Raw genomic sequence first — 18,648 nt, 5'->3', positions numbered from 1 at the left:
CACTAGTACACAACGGCGTAAATCAATTAACCATTAAGAATTCTCAAAAAGCTTGTGTTATCTGCTTTTTTAATTTTTAATTTTTAATTCCGCCCTGCGGTACTAGGCTGTTTATAAATGGCGATCGCATGACATTTGCCATTTATAAGCAGCCTGTTTATTCTGTTTTTGGATTAACAATTGCCAATTTAATTATAAAATTAGAACCTGCATATAACTTACTTTTTACAGATATTGAACCGCGAGAATGACGGAGTAACTGTTTAACAATTGTTAACCCTAATCCAGCACCATTGAAATCTTCAGATATTCCTGTTCTCACTCGATAGAAACGATCAAAAATCTTAGGAATTTCGTTTTCAGGAATCCCCATTCCTGTATCACGAATTTCTAAAAGAATATAGTCTCCTTGTAATTTTGCAGATACTAATACTTGACCACCGGTGGGAGTAAATTTCAAACTATTATGTAGTAGATTAATCATAATTTCTCTCAAGCCACCGTTAACACAATAAACAGATGGTATATCGTTAGGAATTGTGGAACTAATCATAATTCCTTTTTCCTGTGCTAATGATTGATATGTACTAACTACACCAGGAATAATATCCGATAAATTAACCGCTTCTAATTTGGTTTCGGCTAAATTACGTTCTAATTCCAATAAATGCAATAAGCCAGTAATTAGAGAACTCTGGCGATCGCATTCTTGATTAAGCATCTGTAAATAACGTTGTCGTTGTGGTGGTTTTATCTGCGGTGAATTCAATAATGATAATGCTGTTTTTATATGTGTTAATGGTGTCCGCAATTCCTGACAAATATTAATTAAGTATTCATCTTGAAGATATTCTTTGTTATCTATATTTTGATGATTTTGTCGAACTTTTATTATTTGTTTATTTATGGTTTGTTGGTTTATTTCTTCTTGTCGTTGTATTTGTTTAATCCATAACTGATTGATCAGCCTGACTTGTGGCGGATATGGACAAATAAAATCAGTAAATATGGGAGGTACATCAGGCGGATTTACTCGTTTAATCTCATTAACAACTTCCTGAATAATCTCACATTCAAAAGTATTAATAGTTAATAATGGTGATTTTTTCTGAGACTTAATTTTTTCCCGACTTTGATTTTCTGGAATTTGTCTTGCAGCTACCATTAAACTCCAAAATTCTGGTGATAAAATCAATAAAAAATATTCATTTTTCAATTGATTATCTGCTAGTAATTCTATATTAATATAAAGATCAGAAAATTCTTGTTTATTAGTTTGATAATTATAAATATTTTTAGAAAGATTCTCGCATTTTTGATAGCGTTCTATTTCGGAATACCAAAGTTTTCCCGGTGGTAATTTGACTAATATTGTGGCAGCAATTTGCTGTTCAATTAGTAAATCAATTTTGGCTCTAATTATTGATAGGAGTGTAACAGGAGTAAAAAATATTGGTGTAGTAGATTTTGAGACATTCAGTGTCAAATTATAAACAGATAAATCGTCAACAAGAGAATATTTCATGAGTTAACTACAATTAATAATTTTATAATTTCATACAGCAGGAATAGTAGGGGCGAAGCATTCGGACGATAAATTATCGGTTTTTCCCAACTTTATTTTCCGAATGCTTCGCCCGTATTTTGTTCAACCCAACCTACCAAAATCTGCAATCTGCTGTAAGAATTTATAGAGATTTTATACTTTCAAAAAGGGAAATTATACAACAACTAATTCAGAAGGGTGGGGAAACCCCACCCCTACAAAATTAATGATCTAATTCTGGTTGTTGATTCTTTGTGCTAAAGCTTCCCGCGCTTGTTCCCTGTCGTCAAAATGGATTTTCTCAGTACCGAGAATTTGATAATCTTCGTGACCTTTACCAGCTAATAATACACCGTCTCCGGGTTGAGCTTGTAAAATAGCAGTCCGAATTGCAGTAGAGCGATCGCTGATAACTAATGGTTGTACCATATCAGGAATACCTGCCAATACATCCTGTAATATCTTTTCTGGATCTTCCGTGCGGGGATTATCCGATGTTACCACAGCTACATCTGCAAGTTCTGCCGCAATCTTACCCATTTTCGGACGTTTAGTGCGATCGCGATCGCCCCCACAACCAAATACACAAATCATCTTACCAGGAATAAACGGCCGAGCAGCTTTCAACAAATTCTCCAAACTGTCGGGAGTATGGGCATAATCCACAATGACGCTAATATCTTGCACAGAGTTAATTTGCACCCGTTCCATGCGTCCAGGAACGCCGGGAAATGCAGGAATAGCATTTGCTACCAATTGCAAATCTAACCCCAAATGGACAACCGTCCCCACCGCAGCTAAAAGATTTTCTAAGTTATATTGACCAACTAAAGGCGAACTAAAATCGACATTTCCTTTGGGAGTATGTAAAATTCCACTCACACCATTGGGTTGGTAATTTAAATCACTCATCCAAAAATCAGCAGTATGATCGTTAACGCTATAACTCCAAACCTGTTCTGGATTTAAAGACGCAATTAATCTTTTACCATAAGCATCATCAAGGTTAATTATTGCCTGTCCTTGCAGATAATCAGCACTAAATAACAACGCCTTCGCTGCAAAATAGTCCTCCATATCTGTGTGATAGTCCAAATGATCTTGAGTAAGATTAGTAAATACCCCCACTTCAAAAGCACAACTTAATACCCTACCCTGGGCTAAAGCATGAGAACTAACTTCCATTACCCCAGTTTCACAACCAGCATTTATGGCTTTAGCTAATTGCTGCTGCAAATCCACAGCAAAAGGAGTGGTATTAACAGCAACTTCTTCAAAACCAGGCCAGCGCGTGTAAAGTGTGCCTATTAAAGCCGTTGGTAAATTAGATTGAGTTAAGAAATATTCAATTAAGTGAGTAGTGGTAGTTTTACCATTTGTCCCTGTCACACCCACCATTTTCAGTTTTTGTCCAGGATAACCATAAAACGTTGCGGCTATTTGAGCGCAGACTCTTGTCATATTATCGGCGCTAATTACCACAGAGTTTGGTGTAGGCGGATTTTTCCCAAATGCTTCTGAGGAAACAATGGCTGCAACTGCACCAGCAGCCAAAGCACCAGGCCAAAACTCCCCACCATCTACTCTAGTTCCTGGCATTCCCAAAAACAAATCTCCCATAGTACAAGCATGGGAATTCGTTTTCAGTCCTTGAATATCAATATCCGGTATATTTACAGACTCAATCCCATCTACAGCCGCTAATAATTCCCGCAATTTCATCTAGTGAACCTCGCCACAAGCTTGTCTTGCGCTTATTTAAACATTATTTTTTATTTATTGGGAGAGATTTGCCATGGAAAACGCATATTTAATTTTTACCAGCTATTTATTAAAAAATTACCATGTCTTTTGTAGAAAAACATGGTAATTAAAGTCTCTATCTAATCCAATTAAAAATTTATACCAAACTTGCTCTAAATTCTTTGAGAATTCTACCAATTTCTACGAAAGTCTCATCTTGTGAGAGTTTTTGAAGAGTAACAGGATCACTTTCCTTGACAATGGCATTGTATGCCTCAATCGCTTCATTTAGCTTATTGATATCTACAGTTGCTAAATCACCAGCTTGAGCAACTTGAGAATCTGCTTTTAGTCCCTTAGTGCTTGCTACTAATTCAGGTGTTAACTGAGCTACAGGAGTACCTGGAGTAGATGCTTGTGTAAGTACACAAACATTTGATAGTGCAACAAATAAGGTACTTACCCGTATTGAGCTAACACCATAACCTAGTAAATTTGTTGTTGTTCTACTAGCCAACGCAGGAGTATTTCCTCCCCTGCGAGTAAACAGTTCGCGCACCTGACCTCTAATGGTAGTAGTGGTAACTGTAGTTTGGCTAAATAGATTAGTAGCAAAACTATTCAACGCAATCTGAATAGTCTGTGTAACTGTTAAAACAAAAGAACCCCGGACAGGACCGGGTGAACTAATAACCCCAGATAATCCTTGAATTACAGTTGTGGTGATTGTAGTAATAGAGAAAGTATCACCAGAAGTTGTAGATGAATCTGGAGTTGTACCAGGAACAACAACTTGACCGGCATTTGCTCTGTGAGGAAAAGCTACTAAAGAACCTAATAATAAGGAAACAAGACCCACGCTCAAGGTCAATTTTTGCTTAATCATGCTTCTGCCTTAAATTTTAGTGAAAAAACTCGGATATTAGAACTGGAAACTATAACCTGCACTGAGACTAAAACCTGCACTATTGATGTTGTCACTCACATCAGTGAAAATAGCATTAACGACTAAAGGTGTTTGTTTCAGGGGAACAAAGGACGCACCCAAGTTCAAACTACTTCCAGTCCAACTACTAATCAAAGAGGCCGCTGGAGAAAGTCTATAACCTAAACTGCCAAATAAATTAAGATCATTATCACCGCTGTTTCTTGCACCCTTGGATCTATAGCTACCAGTACCAACACCTACAGAAGCTGTTAACTGTTGAAACTGTTGGGTAACTACTCCATAGATAGTCTCTTGAGGAATATCTGCTTCTCCCCATTTAATGGCATTTGACCAGCCGATAGCTACTCCTGTTCCACTATTAGGCAGGTATTTGTGTAACTTTAATCCAATAGTTCCGCTATCACCAAAGTCACCAAAGTTAGGTTCTTGACCACCTACACTGATAATATTAGTGGCAACTTCCAAACCTACGGATTGAACTGAATTTCCTAACCCGAAACCAACGGACAAAGAACCATCTACATCACCATCAAAAGGAAAGTATAGTCCACCACCGATAAAAGCTTGTCCCCAATTTGCACCATAAGCAGTGGGAGTACCAGCACTGGAAGAAGGTGCAGCAACTAATGGTGGTTTGCCGCCTTCAACAATAGGCTCAATTAGTAGTTCCTGACGTAGTTTGTTGGATTCACCAAAAGTATCACCAACACTACCAGAGGAATCTGTTTGGGCGATAGTTTTTGGTTTTTGCTGCTGAATATCCGACAGTTTATTTGCTGGAACAAATGTATCACCTATACTGCTAGAGGAATCTGTTTGGGCGATAATTTTTGGTTTTTCTAGCTTGAGTGGTTTGCTAAATTCAACAGCAAATGCTTCTGGCTTCAGGTTCAAATCAGTGAGGACTGTTTGTTTATTATTAGTAGTTAATTCATAGCTGCTGTTTTTAGGAAATAAGCTCTCAGCAGCAGAGGCTGGCTTAAGAGAGATGGTTGTAGATAATAAAAGGCAACTCAAGAGGGGTGTGCTAATGAACCGAACCCAATTAGTTGAAATTACTTGGGAAAATTTGTGTTTAGTCAAAGTATTGCTCCTCACACTTATACACTATTAAATCATACGAAATTATACTCGTAATTCCGGGAAAAATCAAAGTTTTCTTAGTGCTAAATTTTAGCTTATAATGCTGTAATCCCCTATAGCTATATAAAGCAGGGTGCGTTCAAAATAAATGTAAGCATACCGAGCCTGGTGAGATTTAGCAAAATTCCAGTTATCTGTAGAGACTGATCATAGAAGAGTTGACAATGTAAAATCCTTACAGAAAATGTTGATAATTATGGCGAATTTATCAAAAATATCCCTATTTATGGGTTAGGCTTGTGGCTGATAACTTCCAGAAAGTTTCACAAAAAAAAGTTAAATTGACAATAGGCGAAGAAAACGGGGAAACAAAAGTGAGTGCTGGATTTGATTACGATTTAGTGATTATTGGCGCTGGTGTAGGTGGACATGGTGCGGCCTTACACGCTATCAGCTGCGGTCTAAAAACAGCGATTATTGAAGCTGCGGATATGGGAGGAACTTGTGTAAACAGGGGCTGTATTCCTTCTAAAGCATTACTGGCAGCTTCGGGAAAAGTGAGGGAATTACGCAATGCCCATCACCTCAAGTCTTTGGGCATTCAAATTGGTAATGTCGAGTTTGAGCGGCAAGCGATCGCTGATCATGCTAACAATCTCGTCTCCAAAATCCAAGGAGATTTAACCAATAGTCTCAAACGCTTGGGAGTTGATATTATCCAGGGTTGGGGTAAGGTAGCAGGTACACAAAAAGTTACCATTGTCACAGATCAAGGTGAGAAAACCATCACAGCCCAAAATATCATCCTTTCTCCCGGTTCTGTCCCCTTCGTTCCCCCAGGAATTGAAGTAGACGGCAAAACTGTGTTTACCAGTGACCAAGGCGTTAAATTAGAAACTCTCCCTCAATGGGTGGCAATTATTGGTAGCGGTTACATCGGGTTAGAATTTTCTGATGTTTACTCGGCTTTAGGTTGTGAAATCACTTTGATTGAAGCCCTAGACGAGTTAATGCCAGGATTTGACCGGGATATTGCTAAATTGGCAGAACGGGTATTAATTAACCCCCGTGATATTGAAACTAAAGTCGGTATCTATGCCAAAAAAGTTATTCCTGGTTCACCAGTAATCATTGAGTTGGCTGACTTTGAGACTAAAGAAGATTTAGAAGTTCTGGAAGTTGATGCTTGTTTAGTCGCTACAGGTCGTGTTCCCGCTACTCAAAATCTTGGTTTAGAATCTGTTAATGTCGAACTTGACCGCCGCAATTTCATTCCAGTTAATGACAATATGGCGGTATTATCAGCCGGAGAAGTTATCCCCTATCTCTGGGCTATTGGTGATGCTACCGGGAAAATGATGTTAGCTCATGCTGCATCTGCTCAAGGTATCATTGCTGTAGAAAATATTATGGGTCGTCAAAGAATAGTTGACTATCGCAGCATTCCTGCCGCTGCTTTTACCCACCCAGAAGTTAGTTATGTGGGCTTGACAGAAGCCGCCGCCGAAACTTTAGGATTAACTGAAGGTTTTGAAATTGCCACCAGTAAGAGTTACTTTAAAGGTAATTCCAAAGCCTTAGCGGAAAAAGATACTGATGGGATGACAAAGGTTATTTACCGCAAAGATACGGGCGAAGTTCTAGGAGTACATATTTTTGGACCCCATGCTTCCGATTTAATTCATGAAGCCGCAGCCGCTGTTGCTAACCGTCAATCTATCCACAGTCTCGCTTACTTGGTTCACGCTCATCCAACGCTTTCAGAAGTTATCGATGAAGCTTATAAACGAGCTTTGGTAAGTTAGTAGTCAATTGTCAGTGGTCAGTGGTCAGTGGTCAGTTGAAAAAATGGCGAAATCTAACTTCGAGAATTTGCTAGTTTACCAATTAGCAGAGAAATTAGCTGATGAGATTTGGAACATTGTTCTTCATTGGGATGAATTTCCTAAAGCAACAATTGGTAAGCAAATAGTCCGTTCTGTTGATAGTATTGGCGCAAATATTGCAGAAGGTTGTGGTAGGTATAACTTTCAGGATAATCGCCGTTTCGTTAGAATAGCGAGAGGTTCTTTAAATGAAACTAGACATTGGTTGCGACGAGCTTATAGACGAAATCTGTTAACAAATGAAGAAGTAAATAGGCTCAAACCAATCATTGATGAACTTTCTCCTAAGTTAAACGCTTATCTTAACTCCATTGGCAATATTTCAGAAAAAAACTCTGACAACTGACAACTAACAACTGACAACTAACAACTGACAACTAACAACTGACAACTGACAACTGACAACTGACAACTGACAACTAACAAATATGCAAATCCGTCGTCGTTCACCTAGCCCGGTTATTAATGTTTCTATAATTCAATATCATTCCGCTATAGAAGGGGCAGCACCAAATAATATTTTAGAAGAAATTGTTTGGCACAAAGAAACAGAAGTTGAGCAAATGCGGGAAAAACTGCCTTTGCGGGAATTGCAGAAAAAAGCCCTTACAGCCCCACCGATTCGGGATTTTGTCGCTGCTTTGCGTCAAGGTAAAACTAATCCGGCTTTAATTGCTGAAGTGAAAAAAGCTTCTCCTAGTAAAGGGGTATTAAGAGCAGATTTTGATCCAGTAGCGATCGCTCAATCTTATCAAGCAGGTGGCGCTAGTTGTCTTTCTGTCCTCACAGATGTCAAATTTTTTCAAGGTAGTTTTGAAAATCTATCTTTAGTCCGTTCTGCGGTGGATTTACCTTTACTATGTAAGGATTTTATTATCTATCCTTACCAAATGTATTGGGCGCGAATTCATGGTGCAGATGCAGTTTTATTAATAGCAGCAATTCTCAATGATCAAGATTTGCAATACTTTATTAAAATCGCTAAAAACTTGAAAATGGTGGCTTTAATAGAAGTTCATAACTTAGAAGAACTAGATCGGGTGTTAGCTTTAGATGGAGTTTCTTTAGTCGGGATTAATAATCGCAATTTGGAAGATTTTTCTGTTGATTTGCAAACTACTTGTCAGTTAATGACAGCCAGAAGTGAACAATTGCAAGCAAAGAACATCCTTGTAGTTAGTGAATCAGGATTGCATCACCCGGAGGATTTAAGTGTAGTTAAAACAGCAGGTGCAGCCGCTGTACTGATTGGTGAATCATTGGTGAAACAACCAGATCCTCAATTAGCGATCGCCAATCTATTTGCTTAATCACAAACTATTGCCTTTTGTTTCTTGCCTAACAGCAATTATTTGTTTCCTGTGTAACAATTAATTTGGGATTAGCTAAACTTTAACTAAAAGTAAATTAAAAATCCCCAAGTTGTAATTTTACAATAAACTACATGGAGCCAATTCCTTTACCCTCTCCTATCCATTACGAACTTATACTTCAACTTTTAGAAAAGCAAACAATGACTTCCATCGGTCAAAACCAAGACCTCCGCAATCAAGTCAATCAACTGATTATTACCCTGCGAAAAGCCGCATCTCAACAAAAGCGACTAGAAGAAACTTTTCAATCTTCCTCGCTAATTATTGATCACCGTTGGTCTATTAATCATGTTGGGAATAAAGTTGATTGTTCGTGATGAATATATATTTCAACAACACAAAACCATGTCGTAAAAACCATGGATTTTGTGCCAAACTTACCAGAAAAATCAATCATAAATCTAAAATTCCCAATCCAACTTTCAATAAGCTCAACCTGGTAATATACAATAAAAGCTTATTGACGACGCGCAGCGCCAAAAATACGGTGTAGCGAAACCCACAATAGATTTTGTGGGTTGTTTTTTGTGTTTTTATCCCCTGTAGGGGTTACTTTGTATTGTATTGAAATTTTAGGAAATACAAATGGATAATAAATTGATGCTGATGATTCCTGGTCCTACCCCAGTACCAGAAGCAGCTTTACTAGCATTGGCCAAGCACCCCATTGGCCACCGGACTGGTGAATTTAGTAGCATGATGGGAGAGGTGACAGAAAACCTCAAATGGTTACATCAAACAGCAAGTGATGTATTGATGTTAAACGTCAGCGGTACTGGTGCAGTAGAAGCGGGAATCATTAATTTCCTTTCTCCAGGCGATCGCATATTAGTCGGTTCTAATGGTAAATTTGGTGAACGTTGGGTAGAAGTCGGTCAAGCTTTTGGTTTAAATGTGGAAACTGTCACCGCAGAATGGGGACAACCCTTAGATCCAGCCCAATTTGCAGCCAAACTCCAAGCTGATACCAACAAAGAAATCAAAGCTGTCATTATCACCCACAGCGAAACCTCAACTGGTGTGATTAATGACCTAGAAACTATCAACCGCCACGTTAAAGAACATGGTGAGGCTTTGATCATAGTTGATGCTGTCACCAGTCTAGGGGCTTACAACGTCCCTGTAGACGCTTGGGGACTAGATGTAGTCGCGTCCGGTTCTCAAAAAGGCTATATGATTCCTCCCGGTTTAGGATTTGTCTCCGTCAGTCCCAAAGCCTGGGAAGCCTACAAAACCGCGAAATTGCCCAAGTATTACTTAGATTTAGGTAAATATCGCAAAGCTACCGCTAAAAATACCACTCCTTTTACTCCTCCTGTTAACTTAATGGTGGCACTACACACCACCTTGGGAATGATGAAGAAGGAAGGATTGGAAGGCATTTTTACCCGTCATGAACGCCAAAAAAATGCTACTCGTGCAGCAATGAAAGCGTTAAATTTATCATTATTTGCTGGTGATAATTGTGCCAGTCCTGCTATTACCGCTGTAGCTACCCCAGGAATCGAAGCAGATAAAATTCGGTCTTTGATGAAAAAACGGTTTGATATTGCTTTAGCAGGTGGTCAAGACCATTTGAGTAATAAAATTTTCCGCATAGGTCACTTGGGTTTTGTGAGCGATCGCGATATCCTGAGCTGTATCGCCTCCCTAGAAGTTGTTCTCCCAGAAGTGGGTCATGAAAGCTTCACCCCCGGTGCTGGTATCGCAGCAGCAGCAAAAGTTTTTGCCCAATAGTCATTAAACTGGTAATGGGTAATGGGTAATGGGTAATGGGTAATTGCTACTTCTTCCCTATTTACTGTCACCTGTTACCTGTCACCTGTCACCTATGCCGTTTCTAACCAATCATAAATTTGTTCTAACTGTTCTAGAGTAATTAGCCCATACTGCCAAAGAGTCATTGTTAAAGAACCGGGATCTTGATCCCGATTACGTAATGCTACAGCCAGAGAAGCCGTAGAAATTGCCAAATCTTCCTGGAGAAAATTAATCAGCCGTGAATATCTTGATGGTGTCATTTGTCTCTCACCTCCTTGGGTAGAGTGTATAGTTAGGGCTTGCTTATCCATTTCTCGGTATTGTTATAGCCAGTATCTTATTTGTTACGCTCTTGCAAGTAATTCAAGAGTTAAAAGTTGTATAGAAAAATATGTATTTTTCTCAATAACCCTTTTGTAAAGCATTAACCTTACTGAAGGTAATACTACGCCACCCTATTGATAACAATAGGGGAAAACCCTTAATACAGTAGCTCCTATATCTAGTCAGGATAAGAATTAGGAAATACTTTACCCGTGATGTTAGCGTTAGCTTTAACATCCGCTTGTTTACTTTTTTTTAAGTGACAAAGATTTCATAGCCTATACTCCGCTATTCGCGCCTATTTACACTTGCGCCAAAAGGGAGATTTTTGCTACTTCACTCTGAAGTCGTGATTTTAACTGAAAAAAACCTAAAATTCGATGTTATTCACACTACTGATAAATATTAACCTCTTCACTGCTATTTATGCTAGGTTATGTAATATTTTTTTTGTCAGAATAATTATTTATCAGTTAAAGATTCCGAATCAAGACTCATGCTATCTCCAAATCAGATCATGCTTAGACAATCCAATGCTTGATTTGACAAAAGTTATGACTCGGCGACTCCAGGGATTATTACTTGCAGAGGACTTTTTTCGCTCTTCATATAGTGGATAATCATACCCTGTTTACCGAGGGGTTAAAAAATCAATTTTGACCCTATCTCCTTTCTTTAAACCTAATTCTCCTGCTCGTCCTGATCTAAGTTCAATCACTTGATCTATGGGGACATTCGGACCATAGGTAGGACAAGGTTCTCTATCGCAAGCAGGAGCAGCTACTTGTATATACTTAACTACACCTTTCTGGAGAAATACCATATCTAACGCAACAGGTACATTTTTCATCCAAAATTGCACGGGTTGTGCTGAAGGAAAAACAAACAGCATTCCTCGGTTATCTGGTAAAGCCGGTCTATACATCAAACCCATCATTTGTTGTGCTTGTGTTTGCGCTACTTCTAACTGAATTTTTGTCCCTTGAGGAAGAGAAGCTTCAGCCGAAATTGGTAAATTTTGACCTGCATTTACTGGTACTTGGGTTTGTGATTCTATTGTCACAGAGGGAGATTTAGCTGTTGTGGGTGGTGAACAGGCCATTAGTAGAATACTGAGTAATATTGAACAAAAACTAAGCCAAGAAATCATAAGTAATACCAAGAACAGGAAATAGGGTACAAGAATTAGGGAAAAAGTGATAATTTTCCTAAATCACCTCTTCCCTAATCGCCACGAGCTTATGTACTGGAATTTAGATTTTGATTATTCTACTTAATTTCTGCAAAATTGCCCACAAATTTAGATTTTATTTCTCGTTTCTCGATTTCAAGAGTCTCTTAATACATAACCTACACCGCGCACTGTTTGAATCAGGCGTTTTTGGCCTTCTTCCTCTATTTTGAGGCGAAGATAACGAATATATACTTCAATGACATTAGACTCACCCATAAAGTCATAACCCCAAACATTTTCTAAAATTTGTTCACGGGTTAATACTTCACGGGGATGTTCCATTAAGAATTTTAAGAGTTCAAATTCTTTCATGGTTAAGTCAATGGCCTTGCTGTTGTAAATAGCGCGACGTGTTCCTATATCCAATACCAAATCGCCAAAGCGTAATTGTTCTGTGGTATCAATATCAGGTTTGAGATAGAGACGAATTAGCTTTAAAAAATCTTCTGAACGATAAGGTTTTAGGATGTAATCGTCAGCACCAGCATCTAGACAAGCTACACGATCATCTACGGTATCTCTAGCCATTAAAACCAGTACAGGAGAACGATTACCCATGTTTCTGAGATTTTTACATAGAGATAGTCCTGATTCTCCCACTAGCATTCTATCTACAACAATTAGAGCGGGTTGACGATGGTTAGAACCACCATAATCATCACGACAGTATTCTAGTCCATTGGCTGCATCATGAGTCACAATTGCATCATAGCCAGCTTCTTGTAAGTCAAAAGCTAACTGATTAGCTAAAGTTTCATCGGGTTCAATTACCAACACAAAAACAGAGGAATTTTGAGCAGCTATCATAGCAGTCTGGGTGATTGGATTGGGAATTTGAAATTTTTATACCAATTTGCATCATGATTGCAACTAATGAAAAGACACAAAGCCGATGCAGTCTGCCTTTGACAATCAAAAATCTCAAATGATATACAGTAGAATTCAACGAGTCAGGATGAAAAGTCAGTTGATGTTTAACGCTAGAGTCATGTTTTAATTGTCAGTTTGTACCTCATGTACCTCATGTACCTGCAATATGCAGTAACTACTAGATTCTAACTCTTGACTTCTGACCGAATTTTAGATTTCAAATTGAGAATTCTGGCTTGAATGATTCAAAATCTCCAATTCATACGCTGGTTTTAAGTATGGGAAAAATCCCAATTCTCTTGCCGAAGCGCCAGAATTAAAGAATGGAGTCAAGCTAAAATTTAAAATTGTTTGACTCGTGTTGAATTATTCCCAATACCATCACCTGACGAGTAATTCTGGAAAAACACTCAAAACTGAAGTTTTTACCAATAATCACTGACAACTAAGGCAATTCTACTGAATTGGGTTTAGCAATATGCGGTAAACCCCAACCTAATTTTTCTCGGAGAACACGGAAAAACTCTGGTGGCTGGAGACGAATAAACCGGGCGCTATAGGGCGATCGCTCCATATATACCCGATCTTCTGGCAAAATATAACATCCACCATTTCCATCTACTACCATCACTAATCGCGGAATATTAACAGGATAGATATTAACTGGTTCATTATCGGGAAACACCAAAGCCCTAGAAGCTAGGGAATGGGGACAAATGGGTACTAACTGTAATACAGGGACACCAGGAGTAATTACTGGTCCACCTGCGCTTAATGAATAAGCTGTAGAACCCGTAGGGGTGGAAACAATAATCCCATCAGCCGCAATATCCACTGGTGAATGTCGCCCCACTGCAATTTCAAAATGGCACATACAAGTTAAAGGTTCTCGATGTAGCACCATTTCATTTAAACAAAGGGCTTCCCATGTCACTGCATCTCCCCGGAGAACTTTGACAGTGAGCATGACTCTATCTTCAATTTCGTATTCACCCGCCATTACTTGTTCTATGGCTTGGGGCAATTGGTTGAGATAAGTTTCCGTCAAAAATCCCATGTGACCAGTATTAACTGTCAGCATGGGTATACCACAGGGGGCGACTAGGCGTGATGCTGCTAACACAGTTCCATCTCCCCCTAACACCACTGCAAATTTCATATCTGAGTCAAAGCCAGGGGGCGTAAGACCTTCAATAGGGGTGTGACAAACAGGACTGTCTGGTTGAGGATAGCCTAATATACCACCGATACTCGCGGTGACACAGACATCCCAACCAGCCGCGGTGAGTTTGTCTTTCAGTTCGATAGCGACATGACTCGCTACCGGTTTAACGTCGTTATAGATGATGCCTGCTTTCGGCACAGTTTACAATTCCATACCCAAATATTGAATGTTTTTAACACATTTTGGACTACTATATAGCATTCCTCAATCATTTGTGAGAAATCTATTGTCTATGTCTATCTTTCTAGCTATTGATTTTGGAAGATTGTTTAAAGGGAGTTTTTTTACTTTTCTGCTTTTTGGTTTTAGCTTTCTCATAATCTAACTCTTTCAGCTTCTTCATAATCCGGCTGAAGTATTCTTGGAGGTAAACTTCCAGGGTGGTAGTTTGTTCTTTATCTAACCCAAAGACAGTATATACTTCGTCCATTGTTTCTGAATTTAGAGCTTTCCCACTGGCTAAAACTTCGGTAAAAGCTAATCTATCAGCCACATTCCATCCCCACTGAAAGAAACGTAAACAGTTCTGCACAGTCCGCAGTAAGCCTATGGGCATCCGTGTTACTTTTGCATCTCTATCAGATAACCGTTCACAAAGATTAATAATTTCCTCTGCACTCCAAGCGCGAGTTCCCACGACAGGGAAGGCTTGTTTTTCGGTTTCTGGCACACTCAAAGCCCGAACAGCGAATTTAGCAATGTCTTGGGTGTCCATATAGGCAATAGGCGAAGATGTACCTGTTACCCACACAGGCTGTTTTTCAAGAATAGGTATACCATACTGACCAATTAACCCTTGCATAAAGCCGGCTAACCGTAAAATGGTATAATTTAAACCTGATTCTGCTAAAAATGCTTCTGTACATCGCTTAATTTCCATCAGCGGTACATTCGGGTATTTATCGGCATCGAGAATTGAAAAGAAAATAAATCTTTCTACACCAGCAGTTTTAGCTGCTTGAATTAATGCTACTTTCCCATCCCAGTCAACCTGTTTAATAGTCAGTGAATCTGTAGCACGGGATGTAGCAGCATCAATGACTGCGGTTACACCTACTAAGGCCTCTGGTAAGGTTTGAGGATTACATAAATCTCCCCTTACCAGTTCTGCACCCCATTCTTTCAAAAAAGCAGCTTTTTTAGGACTCCGAACGAGACAGCGGACTTTGTAACCTTCATCAATTGCGCGACGAGCCACTTGTCTTCCCAAGGTGCCAGTTGCACCGACTATTAATAATGTCATGGGGTTGGTTATATATTTTAATGTTTATGAAAAGAATCTTAACAGAATTAGTTATCTAAATAAAACTTTACATCTTTTTAAGGAGAAAGAAGTCGTAGGGGCGAAGCATTCGGGGGATAAATTATCCATTTTTGTCAAGGCTATTTTCCGAATGCTTCGCCCTTACAGGAGTCAGACGAAACAAGAAAGAAATTTTTTCCCCTGCGCCCTGCGCCCCTGCCCTCTATTCTTCTGCGCCTTGAATTTTAAGTAAGAAAGCACCAATTGCCCAACCTACAAAGATTAGACCGAAAGATAGCATCGCTGCATTTAAGATTTCGCCACCCATTTGCTGTAATTCTCCCTTATGGATTGTTGATTTATGTGTCTTGTCTCTAATGCTGAACTTGATTTGAAGGCTCAAATCTCATTTTCAACTTTGAGGACTCAGGTAAACTTGGTCTATTCGCATGATTGAGTTAGACCTTCGTCAATAATTCTAAACCAATTCAGGGGTGATAATTGAGGATAGGCTGGGAAATCCCGCCCCCATAACATGACTAATGACCAATGAATAATCAAAATAAACGTATACGGTTGGCACTGACGCTTGGAGATCCAGCAGGTATTGGTTCTGAAGTAATTTTAAAGGCTTTAACAGATCCAGAAGTTACTCAAAACTGTGATCTGGTAGTGGTGGGTAGTAGAACTTTATTAACTAAAAATTATGAACATATTAGTAAAAATACTGACAATTCTCTAGCTTTGGTGAATCCTGCTGATTTGTCTATGATTGATATTCCTACTGCTGGGGAAATTATTAATGGTGTAGGGAATGCGGCTAGTGGTGCAGCTAGTTTTGCTTATATGGAAGATGCGATCGCTCAAACTTTGGCGGGTGAGTTTGATGGGATTGTGACAGCACCTATTGCTAAATCGGCTTGGAAGGCAGCGGGTTACAATTATCCAGGACAAACGGAACTTTTAGCCCAAAAGGCTGGTGTTGAGCGTTTTGGGATGTTGTTTGTGGGGCGATCGCCTTTTACTGGCTGGACACTCCGCGCTCTACTTGCTACCACACATATTCCTTTACGTCAAGTAGCTGATACTTTAACACCGCAATTATTAACTTTGAAATTAGATTTGCTGGTGGAGTGTTTAGAAAATAATTTTGGGATTAAAAATGGGAGAATTGCGATCGCTGGATTAAATCCCCATAGTGGAGAAATGGGACAATTGGGAACAGAAGAAATTGATTGGCTAATTCCCTGGTTGGAGTCAGAACGCCAAAAACGTCCCCATTTAAAGCTAGAAGGACCTATACCCCCTGATACAATGTGGGTTAAACCGGGTATTGCTTGGTATGGTAATTCTGTGATCAAAAATCCGGCTGATGCTTATTTAGCACTTTATCACGACCAAGGTTTAATTCCGGTGAAGTTAATGGCTTTTGATCGGGCTGTAAATACTACCATTGGTTTACCGTTTGTGAGAACTTCCCCAGATCATGGAACAGCGTTTGATATTGCGGGAAAAGGGATTGCTGATGCGACAAGTATGAAAGCAGCGATTCAATTAGCGGTAGAGTTGGTGAAGCAGAAAGTATAGTTTAAATGTATAGGGGTAAAAAAAGCGCAACTCTTACCTATAGAATTAAACGTAGGACTTACGCACAAGTCACGAAAGAACGAACCACGAAGGAACGAAGGACACGAAGACAAGAGGGTTTCAGAGATATTTTGCGTAAGTCCTAAAACGATTAGGCAATTTTGGCTATACCCCCCCTGAAAATCAAACCCAGAAAGATATAGGTTAGGAGTGTAGTCGCTTATAAGACAAGCACATGAATATCCAACCTAGAGAAATTCAAAAATACCTAAAAGTAGATGGGACAAATCCTTTTGATAATTGGTTTGATTTTCTACGAGATAGAAGAGCAAAAGCTAAAATTAGAGCCAGACTTGACAGAGTTGAAGATGGTAATCTAGGAGACTGTAAGTCCGTTGGAGAAGGTGTATTTGAACTGAGAATAGACTATGGACCAGGCTACCGGATATACTTTGGACAGGAAGGATCAAAAATTATTTTGCTCTTGTGTGGTGGTGACAAAAACACACAGATCCAAGATATTCGTAAAGCCAAAGAATATTGGGAAGATTATCGGAGTCGAGACAATGCCTAGAAGTACAAGTTATCACGTCAAACTAATTAAAGACTTACAAGATCCTCTAGAAGCAGCAGCTTATATTGAAGTCGTTATAGAAGAAGGTGATCCTAATATGTTAAATAAAGCACTCAAAAATGTAATTGAGGCTCAAGGTGGAATTGATAGATTTTCAGAGACAGTACAGCAATCCTATAATAAATTTGCACAAATTCTTGCTGAAAAAGGAGAAATTGAGTTTTATGCTTTGACTAATGTACTTAATGCTTTGGGATTGCAGTTAGCAGTAACAGTGAAGTCAGCTTGAATTATTCAAATCATGAAACTATTGTTAATTTTACAATCACCGAAAAATGGTCAGAAGGCCAAACTCCTTCCCACTGTTGACTGTCAATAATAACTTGTTCTGTTTGGAAAGAGCGATCGCAATATATAGTATCAATAGCATCCCAAGCAGCACCTGTAAAATCGTGAAAGGTTTTTTGTTGTTCTAGAGGAAGAGTAGCTAAAGGATCTTGTAATTGTTTACCATTAGCTAAAGGTGATAGGAAAATTTGTCGTTCTGGGGTGTGAGGATTGGCGTTAAAATCTCCTGATAACAGTAAATAATCTTCTGGTGGAAATTGGGCTAAACGTTGACTAATTAAAGCTGCACTTAATTCTCTAGATTTGGCATTTTCATGATCTAGATGGGTATTTACAAGAGTTAGAAAAATACCAAGATTACTAACTTCAAAATTACCCCAAGTTGCCATACGTGGTAAACGAGTTCCCCAAGTAATACTACCAGGAATTTCTGGAGTATCACTGAGGTAAAAATCTTGTGTTTGCTGAAGCTTCAGGCGTTGAGGCTTGTAGAAAATTGCACAATGTTCGCTTTGTCCTGTCCCCGTGCGATCGCCCCCAATAATTTTATATTCTGGTAAAAGTGCTTGTAAATCTCTCAGTTGATGGGTTTTTCCCTCCTGCGTACCCATTAAATCCGGTTGGTAGTGCTGGATTAAAGAAGCGATCGCACCTACACGCTTTGTCCACTGACGCACCCCTGAATCTGGTTTGTCATAGCGGAGATTAAAGGTCATTACAGTAATTTGCATTGATATTGTTTTAAGCTGAAGATGGGGAAATATTTTGAGAATATCTTGTAAAGGAGAAAAATTAAAGCCTTTATCTGAGGCTTGAATAGACATCAATCCCTGACTGGCTTTAGCTTCACCATCTCTGAATTAATCACACTGATCATCTAATCAAGCCCCAATATAAACACT

Annotated in this window: 19 protein-coding genes; 8 read left to right on the top strand and 11 right to left on the bottom strand. The window is 39.0% G+C overall.

Features of this window, described 5'->3' with window-relative positions; genetic code table 11:
* Positions 1-157: 157 nt before the first annotated feature.
* The 4 genes from FJR38_RS08025 to FJR38_RS08010 form a co-directional block, all read right to left on the bottom strand.
* Entirely contained in the window at positions 158-1,525 is a 1,368-nt protein-coding gene (locus FJR38_RS08025) for a DICT sensory domain-containing protein (protein WP_168536339.1), read from the bottom strand.
* A 252-nt stretch (positions 1,526-1,777) separates the two neighbouring features.
* Complete coding sequence (locus tag FJR38_RS08020) at positions 1,778-3,268, bottom strand: UDP-N-acetylmuramoyl-L-alanyl-D-glutamate--2,6-diaminopimelate ligase (RefSeq protein WP_168493190.1); 1,491 nt, start codon at positions 3,266-3,268, stop codon at positions 1,778-1,780.
* A 178-nt stretch (positions 3,269-3,446) separates the two neighbouring features.
* On the bottom strand, positions 3,447-4,175 hold the full coding sequence (locus FJR38_RS08015; protein ID WP_168536337.1) for a hypothetical protein: 729 nt from the start codon (positions 4,173-4,175) through the stop codon (positions 3,447-3,449).
* A 36-nt stretch (positions 4,176-4,211) separates the two neighbouring features.
* Entirely contained in the window at positions 4,212-5,321 is a 1,110-nt protein-coding gene (locus FJR38_RS08010) for a hypothetical protein (protein WP_168493188.1), read from the bottom strand.
* Between the two features lie 374 nt (positions 5,322-5,695).
* On the opposite strand from FJR38_RS08010, the gene lpdA reads away from it, so the two are divergent.
* The 5 genes from lpdA (at position 5,696) to FJR38_RS07985 (ending at position 10,317) form a co-directional block, all read left to right on the top strand.
* Positions 5,696-7,126, top strand: coding sequence for a dihydrolipoyl dehydrogenase (gene lpdA, locus FJR38_RS08005; protein ID WP_168536458.1), 1,431 nt, complete (start codon positions 5,696-5,698; stop codon positions 7,124-7,126).
* Between the two features lie 43 nt (positions 7,127-7,169).
* On the top strand, positions 7,170-7,553 hold the full coding sequence (locus FJR38_RS08000) for a four helix bundle protein (RefSeq protein WP_168493187.1): 384 nt from the start codon (positions 7,170-7,172) through the stop codon (positions 7,551-7,553).
* A gap of 82 nt (positions 7,554-7,635) precedes the next feature.
* Complete coding sequence (gene trpC, locus FJR38_RS07995) at positions 7,636-8,517, top strand: indole-3-glycerol phosphate synthase TrpC (RefSeq protein WP_168536335.1); 882 nt, start codon at positions 7,636-7,638, stop codon at positions 8,515-8,517.
* Between the two features lie 134 nt (positions 8,518-8,651).
* Positions 8,652-8,897: a DUF5340 domain-containing protein gene (locus FJR38_RS07990; protein WP_168493185.1), complete on the top strand. Its 246-nt coding sequence runs from the start codon at positions 8,652-8,654 to the stop codon at positions 8,895-8,897.
* Positions 8,898-9,165: 268 nt separating this feature from the next.
* On the top strand, positions 9,166-10,317 hold the full coding sequence (locus FJR38_RS07985; RefSeq protein ID WP_168536333.1) for an alanine--glyoxylate aminotransferase family protein: 1,152 nt from the start codon (positions 9,166-9,168) through the stop codon (positions 10,315-10,317).
* A 92-nt stretch (positions 10,318-10,409) separates the two neighbouring features.
* On the opposite strand, the gene FJR38_RS07980 is transcribed toward FJR38_RS07985, so the two are convergent.
* The 6 genes from FJR38_RS07980 to FJR38_RS07955 all read right to left on the bottom strand — a co-directional run bounded on the left by FJR38_RS07980 (position 10,410) and on the right by FJR38_RS07955 (position 15,565).
* On the bottom strand, positions 10,410-10,601 hold the full coding sequence (locus FJR38_RS07980) for a DUF2949 domain-containing protein (RefSeq protein ID WP_168493183.1): 192 nt from the start codon (positions 10,599-10,601) through the stop codon (positions 10,410-10,412).
* A gap of 695 nt (positions 10,602-11,296) precedes the next feature.
* Positions 11,297-11,815, bottom strand: a complete 519-nt coding sequence (locus tag FJR38_RS07975) for a DUF192 domain-containing protein (RefSeq protein ID WP_168536331.1) — start codon at positions 11,813-11,815, stop codon at positions 11,297-11,299.
* 177 nt (positions 11,816-11,992) lie between these two features.
* Positions 11,993-12,706 (bottom strand): response regulator transcription factor NblR, encoded by a 714-nt coding sequence (gene nblR / locus FJR38_RS07970; protein WP_168536329.1) that lies wholly within the window; start codon positions 12,704-12,706, stop codon positions 11,993-11,995.
* A 508-nt stretch (positions 12,707-13,214) separates the two neighbouring features.
* Positions 13,215-14,132 (bottom strand): NAD(+) kinase, encoded by a 918-nt coding sequence (locus FJR38_RS07965; RefSeq protein ID WP_168536327.1) that lies wholly within the window; start codon positions 14,130-14,132, stop codon positions 13,215-13,217.
* A 106-nt stretch (positions 14,133-14,238) separates the two neighbouring features.
* Entirely contained in the window at positions 14,239-15,237 is a 999-nt protein-coding gene (locus tag FJR38_RS07960; protein ID WP_168493179.1) for an SDR family oxidoreductase, read from the bottom strand.
* A gap of 223 nt (positions 15,238-15,460) precedes the next feature.
* Positions 15,461-15,565 (bottom strand): PetM family cytochrome b6-f complex subunit 7, encoded by a 105-nt coding sequence (locus tag FJR38_RS07955; protein WP_168493178.1) that lies wholly within the window; start codon positions 15,563-15,565, stop codon positions 15,461-15,463.
* Between the two features lie 221 nt (positions 15,566-15,786).
* Here FJR38_RS07955 and pdxA point away from each other — a divergent pair, with 221 nt between their 5' ends.
* The 3 genes from pdxA (at position 15,787) to FJR38_RS07940 (ending at position 17,687) form a co-directional block, all read left to right on the top strand.
* Positions 15,787-16,824 (top strand): 4-hydroxythreonine-4-phosphate dehydrogenase PdxA, encoded by a 1,038-nt coding sequence (gene pdxA / locus FJR38_RS07950; protein WP_168536325.1) that lies wholly within the window; start codon positions 15,787-15,789, stop codon positions 16,822-16,824.
* 235 nt (positions 16,825-17,059) lie between these two features.
* Positions 17,060-17,398, top strand: a complete 339-nt coding sequence (locus FJR38_RS07945; RefSeq protein ID WP_168493176.1) for a type II toxin-antitoxin system RelE/ParE family toxin — start codon at positions 17,060-17,062, stop codon at positions 17,396-17,398.
* Positions 17,391-17,687, top strand: coding sequence for a DNA-binding protein (locus FJR38_RS07940; RefSeq protein WP_168493175.1), 297 nt, complete (start codon positions 17,391-17,393; stop codon positions 17,685-17,687). Before FJR38_RS07945 ends, FJR38_RS07940 begins: the two co-directional genes overlap by 8 nt.
* Before the next feature lie 10 nt (positions 17,688-17,697).
* Here FJR38_RS07940 and FJR38_RS07935 read toward each other — a convergent pair whose 3' ends face one another.
* The gene (locus FJR38_RS07935) at positions 17,698-18,570 is read right to left on the bottom strand and encodes an endonuclease/exonuclease/phosphatase family protein (RefSeq protein ID WP_254445226.1); all 873 of its coding nucleotides are present in this window, start codon (positions 18,568-18,570) and stop codon (positions 17,698-17,700) included.
* Between the last annotated feature and the right edge of the window lie 78 nt (positions 18,571-18,648).

It is taken from the genome of Anabaena sp. UHCC 0253, assembly GCF_009712085.1.
Taxonomy (GTDB): Bacteria; Cyanobacteriota; Cyanobacteriia; order Cyanobacteriales; family Nostocaceae; genus Dolichospermum.
The sequence above is the reverse complement of the archived record's forward strand: the minus strand, read 5'-3'. Positions and strand labels throughout refer to the sequence as shown.

What these genes read in the sequence shown, in the direction of transcription:
- trpC (WP_168536335.1), top strand. Translation starts at nt 7,636, where the DNA reads ATGCAAATCCGTCGTCGTTCACCTAGCCCGGTTATTAATGTTTCTATA.
- FJR38_RS07960 (WP_168493179.1), bottom strand. Translation starts at nt 15,237, where the DNA reads ATGACATTATTAATAGTCGGTGCAACTGGCACCTTGGGAAGACAAGTG.
- FJR38_RS07935 (WP_254445226.1), bottom strand. Translation starts at nt 18,570, where the DNA reads ATGTCTATTCAAGCCTCAGATAAAGGCTTTAATTTTTCTCCTTTACAA.
- FJR38_RS07980 (WP_168493183.1), bottom strand. Translation starts at nt 10,601, where the DNA reads ATGACACCATCAAGATATTCACGGCTGATTAATTTTCTCCAGGAAGAT.
- FJR38_RS07985 (WP_168536333.1), top strand. Translation starts at nt 9,166, where the DNA reads ATGGATAATAAATTGATGCTGATGATTCCTGGTCCTACCCCAGTACCA.
- FJR38_RS07945 (WP_168493176.1), top strand. Translation starts at nt 17,060, where the DNA reads ATGAATATCCAACCTAGAGAAATTCAAAAATACCTAAAAGTAGATGGG.
- pdxA (WP_168536325.1), top strand. Translation starts at nt 15,787, where the DNA reads ATGAATAATCAAAATAAACGTATACGGTTGGCACTGACGCTTGGAGAT.
- nblR (WP_168536329.1), bottom strand. Translation starts at nt 12,706, where the DNA reads ATGATAGCTGCTCAAAATTCCTCTGTTTTTGTGTTGGTAATTGAACCC.
- FJR38_RS08000 (WP_168493187.1), top strand. Translation starts at nt 7,170, where the DNA reads ATGGCGAAATCTAACTTCGAGAATTTGCTAGTTTACCAATTAGCAGAG.
- FJR38_RS08025 (WP_168536339.1), bottom strand. Translation starts at nt 1,525, where the DNA reads ATGAAATATTCTCTTGTTGACGATTTATCTGTTTATAATTTGACACTG.
- FJR38_RS07975 (WP_168536331.1), bottom strand. Translation starts at nt 11,815, where the DNA reads ATGATTTCTTGGCTTAGTTTTTGTTCAATATTACTCAGTATTCTACTA.
- FJR38_RS07955 (WP_168493178.1), bottom strand. Translation starts at nt 15,565, where the DNA reads ATGGGTGGCGAAATCTTAAATGCAGCGATGCTATCTTTCGGTCTAATC.
- FJR38_RS08015 (WP_168536337.1), bottom strand. Translation starts at nt 4,175, where the DNA reads ATGATTAAGCAAAAATTGACCTTGAGCGTGGGTCTTGTTTCCTTATTA.
- FJR38_RS07990 (WP_168493185.1), top strand. Translation starts at nt 8,652, where the DNA reads ATGGAGCCAATTCCTTTACCCTCTCCTATCCATTACGAACTTATACTT.
- FJR38_RS08020 (WP_168493190.1), bottom strand. Translation starts at nt 3,268, where the DNA reads ATGAAATTGCGGGAATTATTAGCGGCTGTAGATGGGATTGAGTCTGTA.
- FJR38_RS07940 (WP_168493175.1), top strand. Translation starts at nt 17,391, where the DNA reads ATGCCTAGAAGTACAAGTTATCACGTCAAACTAATTAAAGACTTACAA.